The organism is Rhizobium viscosum, from assembly GCF_014873945.1.
In the GTDB taxonomy this organism is placed as follows: Bacteria; Pseudomonadota; Alphaproteobacteria; order Rhizobiales; family Rhizobiaceae; genus Rhizobium; species Rhizobium viscosum.
Genome location: NZ_JADBEC010000001.1, coordinates 3101637 through 3118987 on the forward strand (window position 1 = coordinate 3101637; position 17351 = coordinate 3118987).

The following is a 17351-nucleotide window of genomic DNA, read 5'->3' on the forward strand; positions in this document are numbered from 1 at the left end:
TGATTCCAGAAGAGTTTTAGCGTCAGGCCATCGCCCTGCTAGAGCCCGCTTTTCATCGCAACGCCCGCCACATAGGTTTCCGCAATGGCGCGGTCGTCGCCCATGGTCTGCAGCAGGAACAGTTCCTCCGGAAGCGTTTTCACCACTTCCATCTTCAAGGCCATGGCAGGTGTTGCCGCGGCATTGAGAACGACGAGGTCGGCGTCCGTGCCTGTTGCCAGCGTGCCGATTTTGTCAGCCAGCGAGAGCGCCTCGGCATTGCCGAGCGTCATGTAATAATAGCTTTCCAAGGGGTTTAGACGTTCGCAGAGAAGCTGCTGTATTTTGTAGGCCTCATCCATGGTCCGCAGCATGGAATAGCTCGAGCCGCCGCCGATATCCGTGGCGACGCCGATACGGACAGGCTTCTCGCGGCGGGCCAATGCCTTCAGCGGAAAGAGGCCGGAGCCGAGGAAGAGATTGGATGTCGGGCAATGGACGGCGACCGCGCCGCTCTCGCTCATAGCGTCAGCTTCGCGCTCCGAAAGATGGATGGCGTGGCCAAACAGGCTCTTCGGGCCGAGCAGGCCGTAGCGGTCGTAGATGTCGGTGTAGTCGATGGCTTCCGGATAGAGCTCGCAGGTGAATTTGATCTCGTCGTGATTTTCCGACAGATGCGTCTGGATGTGCAGATCGGGGAATTCGCGGGCGAGGGCTGCCGTCGCCTCCATCTGCTCCGGCGTCGAGGTGATCGCGAAGCGCGGCGTGATGGCGACGTGGTTGCGGCCCTTGCCGTGCCAGTCGGCGATCACCTGCCGGGTCTCGTCATAGCCCATCTGCGGTGTGTCGAGCAGGCCCTGCGGCGCGTTGCGGTCCATCATCACCTTGCCGCCGACCATGCGCATGTTGCGGCGCATGGCTTCCGCGAAATAGGCATCGGCCGAGGTCTTGTGAACCGAGCAATAGGCGACGGCCGTCGTCGTGCCATGACGGATGAGCTCGTCGTAGAAATGCGTCGCGATCCTCTGCGCATGGGCGCTTTCGACGAAGCGGCATTCCTCCGGGAACGTATAGGTGTTCAACCATTCCAGAAGGTTTGCAGCATAGGAGGCGATCACCTGCATTTGCGGGAAATGCAGGTGCATGTCGATCAGGCCCGGCATGATCAGATGCGGGCGATGATCGATCTCGCTGACGTCTTCAGGTGCCTTTGCCTTGATCTCGGCATAGGCACCGACGGCGGCGATGATGCCGTCTTTGATCAGCAGGCCGCCATCGGTCTCGTAAAGATAGCTCTCGCTGTCGGCAAGGCTGAGGGGCGCACGTAGGAAGGAGAGCAGCCGCCCGCGCAGGAGTGTTGTGGTCATTCTTGTTTGCCTTCGACTGCGCTTTCGAACCAGGCGACGAGCAGCTTGCGCTCATCGGGCGTAATGTCGGTCACGTTGCCCGGCGGCATGGCATGGCTGCGACCGGCCTGTATATAGATCTCGCGCGCATGGGCGGCAATTTCCGCGTCATTTTCCAGGATCACGCCGTTCGGCGGCCGGGCGATGCCTTCATAGACCGGTTCTGCGGCATGGCACATGGAACAGCGCGTACCGATCAGCTGCTTTACGGCGGGAAAATGCGGATCGCCGGCAAACTGCTGGAAGGCGGGAGCGACGGAGGCATTCTGATCCTCGCCAGTCAGCAATTTGGGCACGGTCGACAGCCACATGATGAGGATGAAGAGCACGACCGTCACGATCCAGGTCCAGGTCGGTCGTCCCTTGCGGGCATGTGTGGTGTTGAACCAGTGGCGGATCGTGACGCCCATCAGGAAGACCAATGCGGCGATCACCCAGTTGAACGCAGTACCGAAGGCCAGCGGATAGTGGTTCGACAGCATGAAGAAGATGACGGGCAGCGTCAGGTAGTTGTTGTGGAGCGAGCGCTGCTTGGCCATGTAGCCATATTTGGCATCGGGGGTGCGGCCCGCAATCAGGTCGGCGACGACGATCTTCTGGTTGGGAATGATGATCATGAAGACGTTGGCCGACATGATCGTCGCCGTGAATGCGCCAAGATGCAGGAAGGCGGCGCGGCCGGTGAAGACCTGCGTATAGCCCCAGGCCATGAAGACCAGCACGACGTAGAGAACCGCCATCAGGCCCCAGGTGTTCTTGCCGAGCGGCGACTTGCAGAGCAGGTCGTAGATGATCCAGCCGAAGCCAAGCGATGCCAGCGAGATCAGGATCGCCACCGGCTTCGAGATATCGAGCACGTGGCGATCGATGAGGAACAGGTCAGCGCCGCCGTAATAGACGATGCAGAGCATCAGGAAGCCGGAGAGCCAGGTGAAATAGCTCTCATATTTGAACCAGGTCAGGTGTTCCGGCATCTCGGCCGGCGCCACCAGGTATTTCTGGATGTGGTAGAAGCCACCGCCATGGACCTGCCATTCCTCGCCGTGAACACCGGCGGGCAGATGCGGTCGTTTCACCAGGCCGAGGTCGAGCGCGATGAAATAGAAGGACGACCCGATCCAGGCGATCGCGGTGATGACATGGAACCAGCGCGCCGCAAAGGCCAGCCACTCCCAGGCTATTGCATATTCATACATTCAGTTCCCCTGTTCTTCTTCCCGACTCGTGAGATTGCGAGAAATTCGGGCGGGAGGAAAGGGGGATCGTGGGGTTTCTTGCCGCAGTCGAGATTGCAGGAAGAGCTTGCCGGGGGCGGCATATATGCTAAGGCATCGCGAAACGACGCTATTAAGGAGCCGCTGAAACATGCAGATCGAAGTCCCTTGCCCGAAGTGCCGCAACACGCGCATGAAGTTTCCGCGCCCGCAGCCGATCGACAGCGACATCATCACCTGTTTCAGCTGCAATTTCGAGCTCGGCACCTATGGCTCGATCAAGGCCAAGATGGTGGCAATGCTGAACCGCGTCGCAGCGGCTGAGCAGCAGCAGAAGAAGCACTAGGTTTACGGCTTAAGCCGGTCTAGCTGTGCCGGCCAGAACCGCAGGCCTTCCCGGACGATGGCCACTAATCCGGCGGTCTGTGGACCAGCTGGGGCCGGCATTGCGGGCTCGGCGATACAGTCGGCAATATCCTCCAGCAGGCGGGCATCGAATTGACCGACAGACCGTGGGGCAGAGGTGAGCTTGCCTTGGTCGAGCGACAGGATCATCAGGGGTGATAACATCGGAACCTCCCAGAATGCTGCGCTGTTTGCGCGATGGGAGGAGATTGCTCGGCCTGTATGCATCGGGTCCTTTAGCGACAGCCTAAAAGATCCTAAGAATGCCGAAAGCTTCCTAAGCTTCCGGCAGGCCCGCTTCGCGAAGACCGTTCAGGACAAGTGTCAGGCGCTCGGGAACTTTGGTTGCCTGCCCGCTCGCGATGCTTGCCAGCGTGCTGTTGGGCGCGATGCGCAACAGATGCTGCAGGAAGCGTTTTGCTTCTTCCTTCCGCCCGAGATGGATGTTGTCGGTGATCATAATCCAGACTGTCGGATCGAAATTCGGGTTCAGCGCCAGCGAGCGTGACGCCCAGAGAAGCGATTGCTCGTAATTGCCGCGGATCATTTCGATGTCCGCGAGGCCGCAGAAGGTGATGTGGGCGTAGGGATCAAGCGGGCTCAGGCGGTGGGCACGCATGAGATATTGCTGCGCCTGATCAAGGTTGCCGCAATGAACATGAGCAATTCCGGCCCTCAAGACCACGTTAAGGCTGTTCGGATTAAGGTCGACTGCGGCCTGCATGATTGCCAAACCCCAATCATATTCGCGCCCGACCTGAATGAGTGACATGCCACAGGTGGCCATGATTGTCGCGTCGCCTCTTGCCAATGCGATGCCGCGACGCGCAAGTGCCACGCATTTCTCTGCATCGTCCGGCCCGAAGGGCGGCCAACCCATCGTCCTGCGGTGTTCGAGCGTATAGGAGGCGAGCGCCAGGATGCGGGCATTGTCCGGCTCGCGCTCTAGCGCTTCGGTCAGCAGCGCATGGGCCTCGGTGTTCTGAGCGGAGGTTTCCGCCAGGATCTTTGGCAAGACCTGCAGACAGATGTCATAGACGGAAATGCTACCAGGCCGTTCCCGGCGCGCGCGTTCCAGCTCGGCTCGCTGGACATGCGGCTCAATCCCTACAGCGACGGATTCGGTAATGCGGTCCTGGAACTCGAAGACGTCTTCGAGATCGCCGTCGAAGCTTTGCGCCCAGAGCTGCACGTTGGCCGCGGTATCCACGAGCCTGGCATAGATGCGCAGCCTGCTACCGGATTTGCGCAGGCTGCCTTCGAGTACGTATTTGACGCCGAGTTCGCCGGCGATCTTTCTGATGTCGCCTGCGCCGCGATAGACGAAGCTGGTATTGCGGGCGATGACAGCAAAGGATTTGAAGCGGCTGAGCGCCGTAATGACGTCATCGACGACGCCATCGGCAAAATATTGCTGCTCGGGATCGCCGCTCAGGTTTTCGAATGGCAGCACCGCGAGCGACGGGACGACCTGTTCCCCGACCTCGGTGAGCGGAGCCTGGTTCCTGAAGAGGCGATAGCCGAGGCGCGGCAGCGTGACAATCCATTCCTGCCCGTCCGGCCGCTGCCCAAGTGCCTTGCGCAGATGGGCGATCTGGACGGAAAGATTGCCTTCCTCGACCATGATCCCCGGCCAGCCCGCTTCGATCAAAGCATCCTTTCCGACCGGGCGCCCGTCGGCATCAAGAAGCGCCTTGAGCAGTGAAATCGCACGCTGGCCGAGCGCGACCGGCTGGCCGTCCCGCCGCAGCACGCCGCTGCCGGGGTCAAGCATGAAACGGCCGAAAGCATATCGCTGCTCTTCCATCAGAATACTTATATCCGCGCAATTTGAGGTGGCAATCTGGTTGTACGCTGCGCTGTGAAGCGGGCGTGTCATTTGTATGCCTTAAAAAATCGCCGATTTCTGCGGCATTTTATCCACTGCTGATGCTCCGATGTGGAGCAGCCGATTCCTTGAAATGTGAAATTTGGGTTACAGTTTTTAAACGCAGCCGCCGGGATGAGGTGGAAACCGCACAAAACTGGCGGCGCATTCATCGACGGAGAAGATGCCCATGCGCAGCATTCTGACATGCGTGATGATTGCATATGCGTCGTTCGCGACAGCCCACGACGCCGGTACGGGGTGGAGTTACGACCCCTATTGTTGCAATGGAAATGCTGAAAACGGCGATTGCCAGATGATCCCGTCCAAGACTGTGGCCATCACGCCGGATGGCTATCGCGTGACGCTGAGACCCGGCGATCATCGGCTGGTTACGCGGAGCCATGTCTTCTTACTGCCGATGACCAGGGCAATGCATTCAGGCGATAGCGATTACCATATCTGCCTGTTCCCGAACGAAGATACGCCGCGATGTTTCTATGCGCCCGAGATGGGTTACTGAGAGGGTTTTAAACCCTGCCGTTTTTGCGTGACATGTTCATCCTGCTCCACATCGAATTTCTGCAGGAGCCATTTCCGAAAATTCCTGATTTTCGGCACGTTTCGCCTGTTTTCGGGATAGGCGAGCCAATAGTCGCGTCCGTCATTGCCGGTTAGTTCGAAGGGCTGGTAAAGCCTGCCGGCGGCGACATCGTCCTGGAAATGGCCGGGATTGAGCATAGCGACACCGCCGCCGGCAATCGCGATGCTGGCATCGAGGATCTGGGTGCCGAATTCGCTTTTCGGATAGCGGGAGAGATCGGCATTCTTGACGCCGGCTGCCGCGAACCATTCCGCCCACCAGGAATCGCCGGCACTGATCAGGAACAGTTTCAGGAGATCTGCGGGTTCGCGGATACCGCCGATTTCGGCAGCGAGCTTGGGGCTCAGCATGGGGGAATAGTCGAGTTTCATCAGCCGGTGGCTGACGAGCCCCGGCCAGTCGCCGCGACCCCAGCGGATGGCCACATCTGCGGCCTCTTTCTGGAAATCGACGATGTTGCCCGAGGTGACCAGCCTGACGGCAATGTTGGGGAATTGCAGCTGGAAGGAGCCGATATAGCGCGACAGCCATTGCTGGGCGAAAGTCGCCGTCGAATGGATCGTCAGCGTTTCCTCCGTCGCCTTGCGCATCGAGGCCATGGCTTCGATCAGGATATTGAATGCATCCGAGACTCTCGGCGCCAGGTGTTCGCCTGCTTCGGTCAGCTCGATCTGGCGCGGGCGGCGCAGGAAAAGGGGCTCGCCGATATTCTCTTCCAGAAGCTTGATCTGGTAGCTGACGGCCGTCTGCGTCATGCCGAGCTCGTCGCCGGCCCTGGTGAAACTCCCGAGCCGGGCCACGGATTCGAAGACGCGCAGCGCATTCAGCGGGAACTGCTTCGACAGTTTCATGAATAAGTTCTCTTTATGGGCGCAGACGATTGTTCGATTGGAATTGCAGCATTTTTCCCAGCAAACTGCAATCATCTCATCAAACCATCAAGGTGATGTCATGGATTGCCAAGCTATCGAAGAGAGCCGTTCACCAGCACGAGAGGCGCTAATCACCACCGTCATTCGCCGGCTGGCCGGGGGAATCGGCAGCCGGATGCCGCGGCTGGACATGGATGCCATGCCCGATCGCATCAAGCGCGATCTCGGTTTCCTGGACGGCCGCGATCCGCACTATGAGGATGACCGGTCGCGATAGGAGGCCAGTGCGGTCAGGATCTCGGCTGCCGTCATGGCGGCGATGACTTGAGGGCGTTTGTCCTTCACTGCCGATCCGCCGATCGGCAGGGTAAGGCGATCCAGCCAGGAGCGTTCGCCGTCTGCCTCGCGGGAAAGCCAGTTCGCAAAGGTCGCTTTTTTGGTGGCAGAGCCGATCATGCCAGTATAGGCAAGGTCTGTGCGGGCCAGTGCTTCCCGCGCGATCAGAAAATCCAGCGCATGGTCATGGGTGAGGATGACGAGTGCCGCACCTGCAGGCATCTCTTTCACCAATGCCTCGGGCATCGGCACCAACAGGCTCTTTGTCGAGACCGGAAGATTGGCGAGTTCGTCCTTCCGGGTCTCGATGACGGTGACCGAAAGCGGCAGCGGCGCGAGTGCCGCGGCAAGCGCGCGGCCGACATGGCCGGCACCGAAGACATAGACTTCCGGCAAGCTTTCGGCTTCGCTTTCCCGCTTTTTCTCCAGCTCGTTCCTGACTGCATCCGTCACAGGCCGGAAGCGCAGTTGCGTGCGCCCGCCGCAGCACTGTCCGATTTCCGGGCCGAGCGGAATATCCATGACGTCAGTGCCGCCGGTGCCGGCGAGCAAGTTGCGGGCATTGCCGATCGCAATGAATTCGAACTGGCCGCCGCCGATCGTGCCCCAGACGCGTCCTTCCGAGACCAGCATGAAGGCGCCGGCCTCGCGCGGCGTCGAGCCCTGCGTGCCTGATATTTCGACGAGGATCGCATCGGGCTGGAGGGCCAGAAAGGCGCGAAAATCGCTGCCGGGCACAAAACCGGAAAGGATTTCGCGCCGGGTCATGGCTACACCCTCTTCATCCTCTCGACCGCCATCAGCACGCGTTCGGGCGTTGCGGGGGCATCGAGATGGGGGCAGACGCGATAGTTGGCGACGCTGGCGACGGCCATGGAGAGCGCTTCCAGCACGGAGATCGCCAGCATAAAGGGCGGCTCGCCGACGGCCTTGGAACGGCCGATCGTGGCTTCCGCATTCTCGGACCATTCGGCGAGGCGCACGTTGAAGATCTTCGGCCGGTCGGAGGCAAGCGGGATCTTGTAGGTGGAGGGGGCGTGGGTGCGCAGGCGGCCCTTGTCATCCCACCAGAGTTCCTCGGTCGTCAGCCAGCCCATGCCCTGGACGAAGGCGCCCTCGACCTGGCCGATATCAATTGCCGGGTTCAGCGAACGGCCGACATCGTGGAGGATATCGGTGCGGTCGATCAGATATTCGCCGGTCAGCGTATCGATCGTGACCTCGGTGCAGGCGGCGCCATAGGCGAAATAGTAGAAGGGCGTGCCGCGGCCGGCCTGGCGGTCCCAGTGGATCTTGGGCGTCTTGTAGAAGCCGGCGGCGGACAGCTGGACACGGGCGAAATAGGCCTGCTTGATGAAATCGGGGAAGGGGATCTCTATCTCGCCGACCCGCACGCGGTTGGGCAAGAAGACGACCTCCGAGACGGGCACCTCCCATTTCTCCGCCGCAAAGGCGACCAGCCGTTCCTTGAGCTGGCGGGCGGCATCGTAGGCCGCCATGCCGTTCAGGTCCGAGCCAGAGGAGGCGGCTGTCGCCGAGGTGTTCGGGACTTTGCCCGTCGTGGTCGCTGTTATCTTCACCCTGTCGATATCGACCTGGAAGCTGTCGGCCAGAACCTGCGCCACCTTCGTATAGAGGCCCTGGCCCATTTCCGTGCCGCCATGGTTCAGGTGGATCGAGCCATCCTGATAGATATGGACGAGGGCGCCGGCCTGGTTGAAGGCGGTCATGGTGAAGGAGATGCCGAACTTCACCGGAGTGAGCGCAATGCCCTTGCGAATATAGCGGCTGTCGCGGTTGAAGGCGACGATGGCGTTGCGCCGGGCGCGGTAGTCCGCGCTGTCCTCGAGCTCCTCGACGACGCGGGCGATGATATTGTCCTCGACCTCCTGATGATAGGGCGTGGTGGTGCGCCCGGACCCCGGCTGGCCGTAGAAATTCAGCTTGCGGATATCGAGCGGATCCTTGCCGACGGCGTAGGCGATCTCTTCGATGAAACGCTCGGCGCCAAGCATGCCCTGCGGGCCGCCGAAACCGCGGAAGGCGGTGTTGGAGACGGTATGCGTCTTCAGCGGTTGCGAGGTCAGATGCACATGCGGATAGAAATAGCTGGAATCGGCATGGAAGAGCGCGCGGTCGGTGACCGGGCCCGATAGGTCCGAGGAGAAGCCGCAACGGGCCGAATAGGTGGCGTCGACGGCATGGATGCGGCCCTCGTCATCGAAGCCGAGTTCGTAATCGACGCGGAAGTCGTGGCGCTTGCCGGTAGCGCTCATGTCCTCGTCGCGGTCGGGGCGGAACTTGATGGCGCGCTTCAGCTTCTTGGCTGCCACTGCGGCCAACGCTGCGAATTGATTGCCCTGCGTTTCCTTGCCGCCGAAGCCACCGCCCATGCGGCGCACGTTGACGGTGACGGCGTTCGAGGGAATGTTCAGCACATGCCCGACGATATGCTGGATTTCGCTCGGATGCTGGGTCGAGGACCAGACGGCGACCTCATCGTCCTCACCGGGGATCGCCATGGCAATATGGCTCTCAAGGTAGAAATGCTCCTGGCCGCCGATGCGCATCTGGCCCTTCAGCCGGCGTGGAGCATTTTCCATTTCCGCTTTCGCTTCGCCACGCTGCAGCGTCATCGGGGTTATGACGAGCGGGCTGCCATTTTCAATGGCGCCGTCGATGTCGCTCCAATGGGGGAGATCGCGATATTCGATCTTTGCCTTGCGCGCGGCGCGGCGCGCGATCTCGCGGGTTTGCGCGATCACCGCAAAGATCGGCTGGCCGTGGAATTCGACCTTGGTTTCGGCAAGCAGCGGCTCATCGTGGCTGCCATTCGAGCTGACGTCGTTAACGCCGAGAATGTCCTTGCCGGTGAAGACCCAGACGACGCCGGGACAGGCTGCGACCTCGGAGAGATCCATCGAGACGATCTCGGCATGAGCGCGGTCCGACATTCCGAGCGCGCCATGCAGGAGATCTGCGGGTTCTGGAATATCGTCGATATAATCGGCACTTCCGGTGACATGCTTATGCGCTGAATCATGGCGCAGCGAGACATGCATCTGGCCGTTGATGAGCTTGCGATCCTCGAAGGTGGACTTGTCCATCACGCCACCTCCTCGAACCGCTTCAGCTCGGCGGGCGCACCGACCGTTTCAAGGTAAAACCGCGTCAGCAGGTTCTTGGCCGTCAGCTGGCGATATTCCGCCGTGGCGCGCCAGTCCGTCAGCGGCTGGAAGTCGGTGTCAAAGGCAGGGCGTGCAGCCTCGATGGTCGCTTCGCTCCAAGGCTTGCCGATCAGCTCGGCCTCGACGCTGCGGGCGCGCTTGGGTATTGCCGCCATGCCGCCAAAGGCAATGTGGATCTCGGTGACACGCTCGGCTTCGTCCAGCACCAGATAGAAGGCACCGAGCACGGCGGTAATATCCTCATCTCGGCGTTTGCTGATCTTGTAGACGGCGAACTTGGTGTCTGCGACCGGGTATGGCACGAAGACGCTCTCGACGAATTCGCCCGGTTTACGATCCTGTTTGCCATAGGCGATGAAGTAATCCTCGAGTGGCAGCCTGCGCACACCTTCGATCGAACGCAGCGTCAGTTGTGCGCCGAGCGCGATGAGGGGCGGCGGGCTGTCGCCGATCGGCGAGCCGTTGGCGATGTTGCCGCCGATGGTGCCCATGTTGCGCACCTGATCGCCGCCGATGCGCGTTATGAGGCGGGCAAAGGCAGGTATCTTGCGGGCGATGGTCTCAAGCGCACGGGTATAGGTGACGCCGGCGCCGACGGTAATGCCGTATTCGCCTGCGATGATCGACTGAAGCTCCGTCAGATGATTGATGAAGATGACGGGATCTAGCTGACGCATCTGCTTCGTCACCCAGAGGCCGACATCGGTGGAGCCGGCAACGATGGTCGCTGTCGGTTCGGCCGCCAGCACCCGCGCAAGCGCGTCGGCGGAGCGGGGCACAATGAGGCGGCCCTCTTCTGACGCAATCGAGATCGTCTCCGATGCCTGCATGGCCCAGAGACGGGCAATGATTTCGGCGCGGGTCTTTTCAAGCGGATCGAAAAGCGTGCTTGGGCGCTGCAGGCTCACCTGCTCGGCGGCCTTGACGATGGGCTCGTAGCCGGTGCAGCGACAGAGATTGCCCTGCAGCGCCTTTTCGATCTCGGCACGATCCGGCTTCTCGTTGGAGAGCCAGAGCCCGTACAGGGACATGACGAAGCCAGGCGTGCAGAAGCCGCATTGGGAACCGTGGCAATCGACCATGGCCTGCTGCACCGGATGCAGCGTGCCATCCTTTGCAGCCAGGTGCTCGATCGTCACGACGTGGGTCGCGTGCAGCGAGCCGATGAAGCGGATGCAGGCATTGACGGATTCATAGAAGAGCTTGCCATCAATGAGCCGGCCAATCAGCACGGTGCAGGCGCCGCAATCGCCTTCGGCGCAGCCTTCCTTGGTGCCTGTCAGCCGTCGCTCAAGCCGGAGAAAATCGAGAAGCGTTTCGGTCGGCCGGACGTTGCCCAAAGTAACGTCCTCGCCATTGAGGATGAAACGGATGCTGTCGTTCATGATATTCCCGGATGTTTTCTAAAATGGTTATGCCGCCGTCCAGCCCCCGTCAATCGAGATATGCGTGCCGGTCACTTGCCGGGCTTCCTCGCTTGCGAGGTAAAGCGCCAGAGCGCCGATTTCCTCGGCCTTGACGAATTCGTGTGTCGGTTGCGCCTTGAGGATGACCTCGGTCTTGACTTGCTCCTCCGTCATGCCGCGCGCCTTTGCCGTATCCGGGATCTGTTTTTCGACCAGCGGGGTCAGCACGTAACCGGGGCAGATCGCGTTTACCGTCACGCCGAATTCGGCGAGTTCAAGGGCGGCCGTCTTTGTCAGGCCCAATATACCATGCTTTGCCGCTACATAGGCAGATTTGAAGGGCGAGGCGACCAGGCCATGCGCCGAAGCGATGTTGATGATGCGGCCGTGTTTTTTCGCCTTCATCAGCGGGATCGCAGCGCGCATCGTATGGAAAGAGCTGGACAGATTGATGGCGATGATCTGGTCCCACTTTTCGATCGGGAAATCCTCGATCTTTTCGACATGCTGGATGCCGGCATTGTTGACGAGCACATCGACCGTCCCAAAGGTCCTGGCCGCAGTTTCGATCAGATCGGCAATCTCTGATGGCTTCGTCATATCGGCCGGGTGATAGAGGGCCTTGGTTTTCGACGATGATTCAAGGCGCTCGACTATCGCCTTGATTTCCTCTTCTTTTCCGAAGCCGTTGATGACGACGTTGTCGCCCCTGGCGGCAAAGGCAGTGGCAATCGCAAGCCCGATGCCGCTGGTGGACCCGGTGACGACGACTGATCTGCTCATGCTTCTTCCTCCCTGACAATGAGATGCTGCATTGCAGCGTTGGAGCGAGGTTATGCTCAAAGGCGTCGGGCTGGCAATCGGGAAGTGGTTGAGGGACGCCGCTGCCAGTTACGCCCTTCCAAGCCGGGCGGACCTGCCCTATTGATTTGCCACGGCAACAGCATGCAGCGGGAGGAATCGCATGGGTGGATATGTTCTGGCGGTCGATCAGGGAACGACCTCGACGCGGGCGATCGTCTTCGATGGCGACATGAAGATCGCCGGCATGGGCCAGAAGGAATTCACCCAATTCTATCCGCGCTCCGGCTGGGTGGAACATGATCCGGAGGAAATCTGGGATTCGGTCGTTTCCACCGTCCATATGGCGCTACGCGAAGCCAAGGTCACCGCAAAGGATATTGCCGCACTCGGCATCACCAACCAGCGCGAGACCGTCGTCGTCTGGGAGCGCGAGAGCGGCAAGCCGATCCAGAATGCCATCGTCTGGCAGGACCGGCGCACGGCAAGCTATTGCGACAATCTGAAGCGGCAGGATCTGGAGCGCACCTTCACGAAGAAGACCGGGCTCATTCTCGATCCCTATTTCTCGGGCACCAAGCTTTCCTGGATGCTTGCAAACGTGAAGGGCGCGCGGGCGAGAGCAGCGCGCGGCGACCTCTGCTTCGGCACGATCGATACGTTCCTCATCTGGCGGCTGACGGGCGGCAAGAGCTTCGTGACCGACGCGACCAATGCCTCGCGCACGCTGATGTTCAATATCGCCACCAACGAATGGGACGAGGATCTGCTCGATATCCTGCGCGTACCGGCCGCCATGTTGCCCGAGGTGAAGGATTGCGCCGATGACTTCGGTATCGTCGATCCCGAGCTGTTTGGTGCCGCGATCCCCATCCTCGGCGTTGCCGGCGATCAGCAGGCGGCGACCATCGGTCAGGCGTGTTTCGAGCCGGGCATGCTGAAATCGACTTATGGCACCGGCTGCTTCGCGCTTCTGAATACCGGCAGCGATATGGTGCGATCGAAGAACCGGTTGCTGACGACCATCGCCTATCGCCTTGACGGCGAGACGACCTATGCACTGGAGGGCTCGATCTTCATTGCCGGCGCGGCGGTCCAATGGCTGCGCGATGGTCTCGGGATCATCGACAGGGCATCCGATACCAACGATCTGGCGGAGAAAGCCGATCCGACGCAGGAGGTTTATCTCGTGCCCGCCTTTACCGGGCTCGGCGCGCCGCATTGGGATGCCAAGGCACGCGGCGCGATCTATGGCCTGACGCGTAATAGCGGCCCGGCCGAGCTTTCGAGGGCGGCGCTGGAGGCTGTCTGTTACCAGACGCGCGACCTGCTGGAGGCGATGCAAAAGGACTGGAAGAACGGCACAGACGACACGGTGCTGCGCGTCGATGGCGGCATGGTCGCCTCGGACTGGACGATGCAGCGGCTTGCCGATCTGCTGGAAGCACCCGTCGATCGTCCCATCATCCTGGAGACGACGGCGCTCGGTGCTGCCTGGCTTGCCGGCAGCAGGGCTGGTGTGTGGCCGGACCGGCAGAAGTTCTCCGCGACCTGGAAGCGTGACCGGCGCTTCGAACCTTCGATGGACGAGAAGACCCGCGCGGCTAAGCTCAAAGGTTGGAAGAACGCCGTGAAGCGGACGCTGAGCGAACTCTGAGGGATATCGGAAGTGAAGCTTCAGGCAAGCGGCTTTGATGCGCCGCCTGCCGCTCTTGCTACTTCTTCAGCCAGGGTGTCGCCGTGCTCCAGAAGATCACGTCGGCGCCGAGATAGCCTTGCGCGAAGGCGGTGAATTCCTCCTTGGTGAAAGGCTTCTTGGTCGCCGGATTCTTGTCGCTCAGCGTCGGCTCCTGGACGGCGAGGCCGACATAGGAAAGCTTGCCCTTGTACTTGTTGAAGAAGGGGTAGGAGTTCTTCATCTGCGCCTTGCGGTTCGGCACGATGTCAGGGCCGCCAAGGCCGACATTGTTCCCGAAAAATCATACTGACCCTTCGCCGTTTCCAGGCTCTTCCAGTTAAAGACGACCTGCACGCCACCGATATTGGGCCGGGCGAGCTTCGCCTTTGCGGCCGCGAGGTCGCCGGAGCCCATATAGAGGAAGTTTTCCGGGGCGGAGGCGGCATGGGCAGCCTGCGTCGACAAGACGAGGGTGGCAAGCGCAACGAGAAGTCTCTGAGATTTGTTTATTGAGTTCTCGAATGGAAAGGTGATCGAAAGCGCCGACAGCTCTCGGAGCCAAATTGGGCAACTCAATGGCGTGGATTTCGGAGCCCCGTGCATAGCTAACTGCAGCGCTTCCATCAGATTCATCGATTTTCCTATCCGTAATTTTTTGATGCGGCCTGTCGGTCAAACGGTTACTCATTCGTCATTCGGAAAGAGGAGCTACCGATGCTTTATGCAATCCTTTGCTACGCCAATGAGGAAACCGTCTTCACCTGGACCCAGGAGGAAGAGGCAGCCGTCATGGGAAATCTCCATGCCGTGATCGAGCCGCTTGCCGCTGCCGGCAAGCTCGGTCCGACCGGCCGGCTGATGCCGACGACGGCGGCAACGACCGTGCGCAAGGGCAGGGACGAGGCCTTTGTGGTCGACGGCCCGTTTGCGGAAACGAAAGAGGCGCTTCTCGGCTTCTATACGGTTGATTTCGAAACGCTGGATGAGGCGATCGCCTTCTCGAAACAGCTTTCGGCGGTCAATCCGGGTTCCACCTCTTACGAAATTCGGCCGTTCTACACCTTCAGGCCGGGAGAGATCGCATCATGACAGACATCGCCTGGATCGACCTCGCGCTTGCCTCGGCCCGGCCGAAGGCGCTCGGCGCGCTGCTACGCTATTTCCGCAATCTCGATACCGCGGAAGAGGCGTTTCAGGAGGCGTGCCTGAGGGCGATCCGGACCTGGCCGGAAAAAGGGCCGCCGCGCGACCCGACGGCTTGGCTTATCTTCGTCGGCCGCAACAGCGGCATCGATGCGGTGCGCAAGCGGGCGAAGATCCAGGCCCTGCCGGATGAGGACCAGATTTCCGATAAGGAGGATGCCGAAAGCGACATTGCCGATCGGCTGGACGATTCCCATTATCGCGACGATATCCTGCGGCTGCTGTTCATCTGCTGCCATCCGGACCTGCCGGCCACCCAGCAGATCGCACTGGCGCTGCGCATCGTTTCCGGCCTGTCGGTGACGCAGATCGCGCGTGCGTTCCTCGTCTCCGAAAGCGCCATGGAGCAGCGGATCACACGGGCGAAGGCGCGTGTGGCGAAAGCCGGTGTGCCGTTCGAGACACCTAGCCCGCAGGAGAGGGCCGAGCGGCTGGTGATCGTTAGCACGATGATCTATCTGATCTTCAACGAGGGCTACAGCCAGGCGGATCCGGAACAGGAGGCGGCTGCCTTCAGTGACGAGGCGATCCGGCTGGCGCGGCTGATGCTGCATATCTTCCCCGCCGAACCGGAACTCATGGGGCTGCTTTCCCTCATGCTCTTGCAGATTTCCCGCCGGCAGGCACGCTTCAGCGCTGAAGATGAGATCGTGCTGCTCGAGGACCAGGACCGTTCGCTCTGGAACCAGCCCTTGATCAACGAAGCGCTGGCTCTGCTCGACAAGGCGCTGCGTCATCGCAAGCCCGGCCCCTATCAGCTCCAGGCAGCAATTGCCGCCGTCCATTCCCGTGCAAAACGCGCCGCGGATACCGACTGGGTGGAAATCGATCTGCTCTACCGCGCGCTGGAGCGCGTCCAGCCTTCACCGGTCGTGACGCTCAACCGGGCGGTCGTGGTCTCAAAGCTGAATGGACCGCAGGAGGCACTCGATCTCATCGAACCACTGGGCGAGAAGCTCGACGGCTACTTCTATTATCACGGCCTGCGCGGCAATCTGCTGAAGCAGCTTGGCCGTATCACGCCGGCCCGCATTGCCTTCGACCGCGCCATCGCGCTTGCCCATTCCGCGGCGGAAGCTGCCCATATCCGCCGGCAAATCGACAAGATGCAGGAAGAAGCGGCGCAGCCGGCGGCGAAATAAGCTGTACCTTCATGGGATGCCGCCCGCGACTTTCGGGGAACGGGCGTGGAAATCATCAATCCGTGGCGGGCATCGGTCTGACGCAGCCATCAACTTTGTCGAACAATCCGTTCCAGAATTTCCGTTTGCTCCAAGCCCTGCCGGACCTTATCTCAGGCGCAAGTTAAACAGGATACCGACCATGGAACTGGGCCTTTATACATTCGCAGACGTCAACCCCAATCCGTCCCACAGCAAGGGCGTGGAAGCGGCCGAGCGGATCAAGCATCTGATCGAGGAGATCGAGCTTGCCGATCAGGTCGGGCTTGATGTCTTCGGGCTCGGCGAACATCATCGGCCTGACTATGTGGCATCGGCGCCAGTGGTGGCGCTCGCGGCCGCCGCGGCTAAGACGAAGAACATCCGTCTCAGCAGCGCCGTCACGGTTCTTTCCTCAGACGATCCGGTGCGGGTGTTCCAGCAGTTTGCGACGCTGGACCTGATTTCCAACGGGCGCGCCGAGATCATGGCGGGGCGGGGTTCCTTCATCGAATCCTTCCCGCTCTTCGGCTACAATCTCGAAGATTATGATCAGCTCTTCGAAGAGAAGCTCGATCTTCTACTGGCTCTGCGCGACAGCGAGATCATCAACTGGCAGGGCGAACTGCGCGCGCCGATCAATGGGCGCGGCGTCTATCCGCGGCCGCTGCAGGATCCGCTGCCTTTGTGGATTGCTGTCGGCGGCACGCCGCAGTCCGTTGCGCGCGCCGGCGCGCTTGGTCTGCCGGTCGCGCTTGCCATCATCGGCGGCGAATATCCGCGCTTTGCGCCGCTCTTAGACCTCTATCGGGAAGCCGCCCGCCGGGCAGGACAGGATGCGACGAAGCTGAAGACCAGCATCAATGTGCATGGTTTCATCGCCGATACGACCGAGGCGGCGGCCGACCAGTTTTACGGTCCGCAGGCCGAAGTGATGAACCGCATCGGCCGCGAGCGCGGCTGGGGTCCGACGAGCCGGGCGCATTTCGACATGTCACGCGGCCCGACCGGCAATCTCTTCCTCGGCGATCCGGAACTCGTGGCTCAGAAGATCGTTGCTGCACACAAGGTTTTCCGCAACGATCGCTTCCTGCTGCAGATGGCGATCGGCCTGATGCCGCATGATCAGGTCATGCGCGGCATCGAGCTCTACGGGACAAAAGTGGCGCCGATCGTCAGAAAGGCATTGACTGAAACTTCCGAAGGGGCGAAAGCCACCGCCTGACGAAGAG

The 17351-nt window shown here is 60.8% G+C and carries 18 protein-coding genes; 7 read left to right on the top strand and 11 right to left on the bottom strand.

The genetic code is table 11. From position 1 onward, the window contains the following. Window positions 1–38: 38 nt before the first annotated feature. Together guaD and H4W29_RS15200 are read right to left on the bottom strand one after the other, a co-directional pair. On the bottom strand, window positions 39–1346 hold the full coding sequence (guaD, locus tag H4W29_RS15195; protein ID WP_192729641.1) for a guanine deaminase: 1308 nt from the start codon (window positions 1344–1346) through the stop codon (window positions 39–41). Further along, entirely contained in the window at window positions 1343–2581 is a 1239-nt protein-coding gene (locus tag H4W29_RS15200; RefSeq protein WP_192729642.1) for a urate hydroxylase PuuD, read from the bottom strand. Before H4W29_RS15200 ends, guaD begins: the two co-directional genes overlap by 4 nt. 169 nt (window positions 2582–2750) lie before the next feature. Here H4W29_RS15200 and H4W29_RS15205 point away from each other — a divergent pair, with 169 nt between their 5' ends. Continuing rightward, entirely contained in the window at window positions 2751–2945 is a 195-nt protein-coding gene (locus tag H4W29_RS15205) for a hypothetical protein (protein WP_192730821.1), read from the top strand. Between the two features lie 2 nt (window positions 2946–2947). Here the strand turns inward: H4W29_RS15205 and H4W29_RS15210 are convergent, their stop codons facing one another. Both H4W29_RS15210 and H4W29_RS15215 read right to left on the bottom strand, forming a co-directional pair. Then, a complete protein-coding gene (locus H4W29_RS15210) occupies window positions 2948–3169 on the bottom strand; it encodes a hypothetical protein (protein ID WP_192729643.1) in 222 nt (73 codons plus the stop codon). A 112-nt stretch (window positions 3170–3281) separates the two neighbouring features. Then, complete coding sequence (locus H4W29_RS15215; RefSeq protein ID WP_192729644.1) at window positions 3282–4811, bottom strand: winged helix-turn-helix domain-containing tetratricopeptide repeat protein; 1530 nt, start codon at window positions 4809–4811, stop codon at window positions 3282–3284. Between the two features lie 250 nt (window positions 4812–5061). On the opposite strand from H4W29_RS15215, the gene H4W29_RS15220 reads away from it, so the two are divergent. Further along, on the top strand, window positions 5062–5394 hold the full coding sequence (locus H4W29_RS15220) for a hypothetical protein (RefSeq protein ID WP_192729645.1): 333 nt from the start codon (window positions 5062–5064) through the stop codon (window positions 5392–5394). Here H4W29_RS15220 and H4W29_RS15225 read toward each other — a convergent pair. After that, on the bottom strand, window positions 5388–6326 hold the full coding sequence (locus H4W29_RS15225; RefSeq protein WP_192729646.1) for a LysR substrate-binding domain-containing protein: 939 nt from the start codon (window positions 6324–6326) through the stop codon (window positions 5388–5390). The two genes, H4W29_RS15220 and H4W29_RS15225, sit on opposite strands and share 7 nt — an antisense overlap. 100 nt (window positions 6327–6426) lie before the next feature. Here H4W29_RS15225 and H4W29_RS15230 point away from each other — a divergent pair, with 100 nt between their 5' ends. Beyond that, on the top strand, window positions 6427–6624 hold the full coding sequence (locus H4W29_RS15230; RefSeq protein ID WP_192730749.1) for a hypothetical protein: 198 nt from the start codon (window positions 6427–6429) through the stop codon (window positions 6622–6624). Here H4W29_RS15230 and xdhC read toward each other — a convergent pair. Genes xdhC through H4W29_RS15250 form a run of 4 tightly spaced genes read right to left on the bottom strand, consistent with a single transcriptional unit; the run spans window position 6600 to window position 12060 of the window. Continuing rightward, complete coding sequence (gene xdhC, locus H4W29_RS15235) at window positions 6600–7451, bottom strand: xanthine dehydrogenase accessory protein XdhC (RefSeq protein WP_192729647.1); 852 nt, start codon at window positions 7449–7451, stop codon at window positions 6600–6602. The genes H4W29_RS15230 and xdhC overlap by 25 nt on opposite strands. A 2-nt stretch (window positions 7452–7453) precedes the next feature. Then, window positions 7454–9790, bottom strand: a complete 2337-nt coding sequence (gene xdhB / locus H4W29_RS15240; protein ID WP_192729648.1) for a xanthine dehydrogenase molybdopterin binding subunit — start codon at window positions 9788–9790, stop codon at window positions 7454–7456. Continuing rightward, the gene (gene xdhA / locus H4W29_RS15245; protein WP_192729649.1) at window positions 9790–11256 is read right to left on the bottom strand and encodes a xanthine dehydrogenase small subunit; all 1467 of its coding nucleotides are present in this window, start codon (window positions 11254–11256) and stop codon (window positions 9790–9792) included. Before xdhA ends, xdhB begins: the two co-directional genes overlap by 1 nt. A 27-nt stretch (window positions 11257–11283) precedes the next feature. Beyond that, complete coding sequence (locus tag H4W29_RS15250) at window positions 11284–12060, bottom strand: 3-hydroxybutyrate dehydrogenase (RefSeq protein ID WP_192729650.1); 777 nt, start codon at window positions 12058–12060, stop codon at window positions 11284–11286. Between the two features lie 181 nt (window positions 12061–12241). Between H4W29_RS15250 and glpK the strand changes: the two genes are divergently transcribed. Next, entirely contained in the window at window positions 12242–13735 is a 1494-nt protein-coding gene (gene glpK / locus H4W29_RS15255; RefSeq protein ID WP_192729651.1) for a glycerol kinase GlpK, read from the top strand. 58 nt (window positions 13736–13793) lie between these two features. Here glpK and H4W29_RS34335 read toward each other — a convergent pair whose 3' ends face one another. Next, entirely contained in the window at window positions 13794–13997 is a 204-nt protein-coding gene (locus tag H4W29_RS34335; protein WP_246517187.1) for a hypothetical protein, read from the bottom strand. Further along, the gene (locus H4W29_RS34340) at window positions 13994–14389 is read right to left on the bottom strand and encodes a hypothetical protein (protein WP_246517188.1); all 396 of its coding nucleotides are present in this window, start codon (window positions 14387–14389) and stop codon (window positions 13994–13996) included. Before H4W29_RS34340 ends, H4W29_RS34335 begins: the two co-directional genes overlap by 4 nt. A gap of 81 nt (window positions 14390–14470) precedes the next feature. On the opposite strand from H4W29_RS34340, the gene H4W29_RS15265 reads away from it, so the two are divergent. From H4W29_RS15265 to H4W29_RS15275, 3 genes are all read left to right on the top strand, one after another. Further along, window positions 14471–14845 (top strand): YciI family protein, encoded by a 375-nt coding sequence (locus H4W29_RS15265; RefSeq protein ID WP_192729652.1) that lies wholly within the window; start codon window positions 14471–14473, stop codon window positions 14843–14845. Continuing rightward, the gene (locus H4W29_RS15270) at window positions 14842–16101 is read left to right on the top strand and encodes an RNA polymerase sigma factor (protein ID WP_192729653.1); all 1260 of its coding nucleotides are present in this window, start codon (window positions 14842–14844) and stop codon (window positions 16099–16101) included. Before H4W29_RS15265 ends, H4W29_RS15270 begins: the two co-directional genes overlap by 4 nt. A 181-nt stretch (window positions 16102–16282) precedes the next feature. Continuing rightward, window positions 16283–17344, top strand: coding sequence for an LLM class flavin-dependent oxidoreductase (locus tag H4W29_RS15275; protein ID WP_192729654.1), 1062 nt, complete (start codon window positions 16283–16285; stop codon window positions 17342–17344). Window positions 17345–17351: the final 7 nt, after the last annotated feature.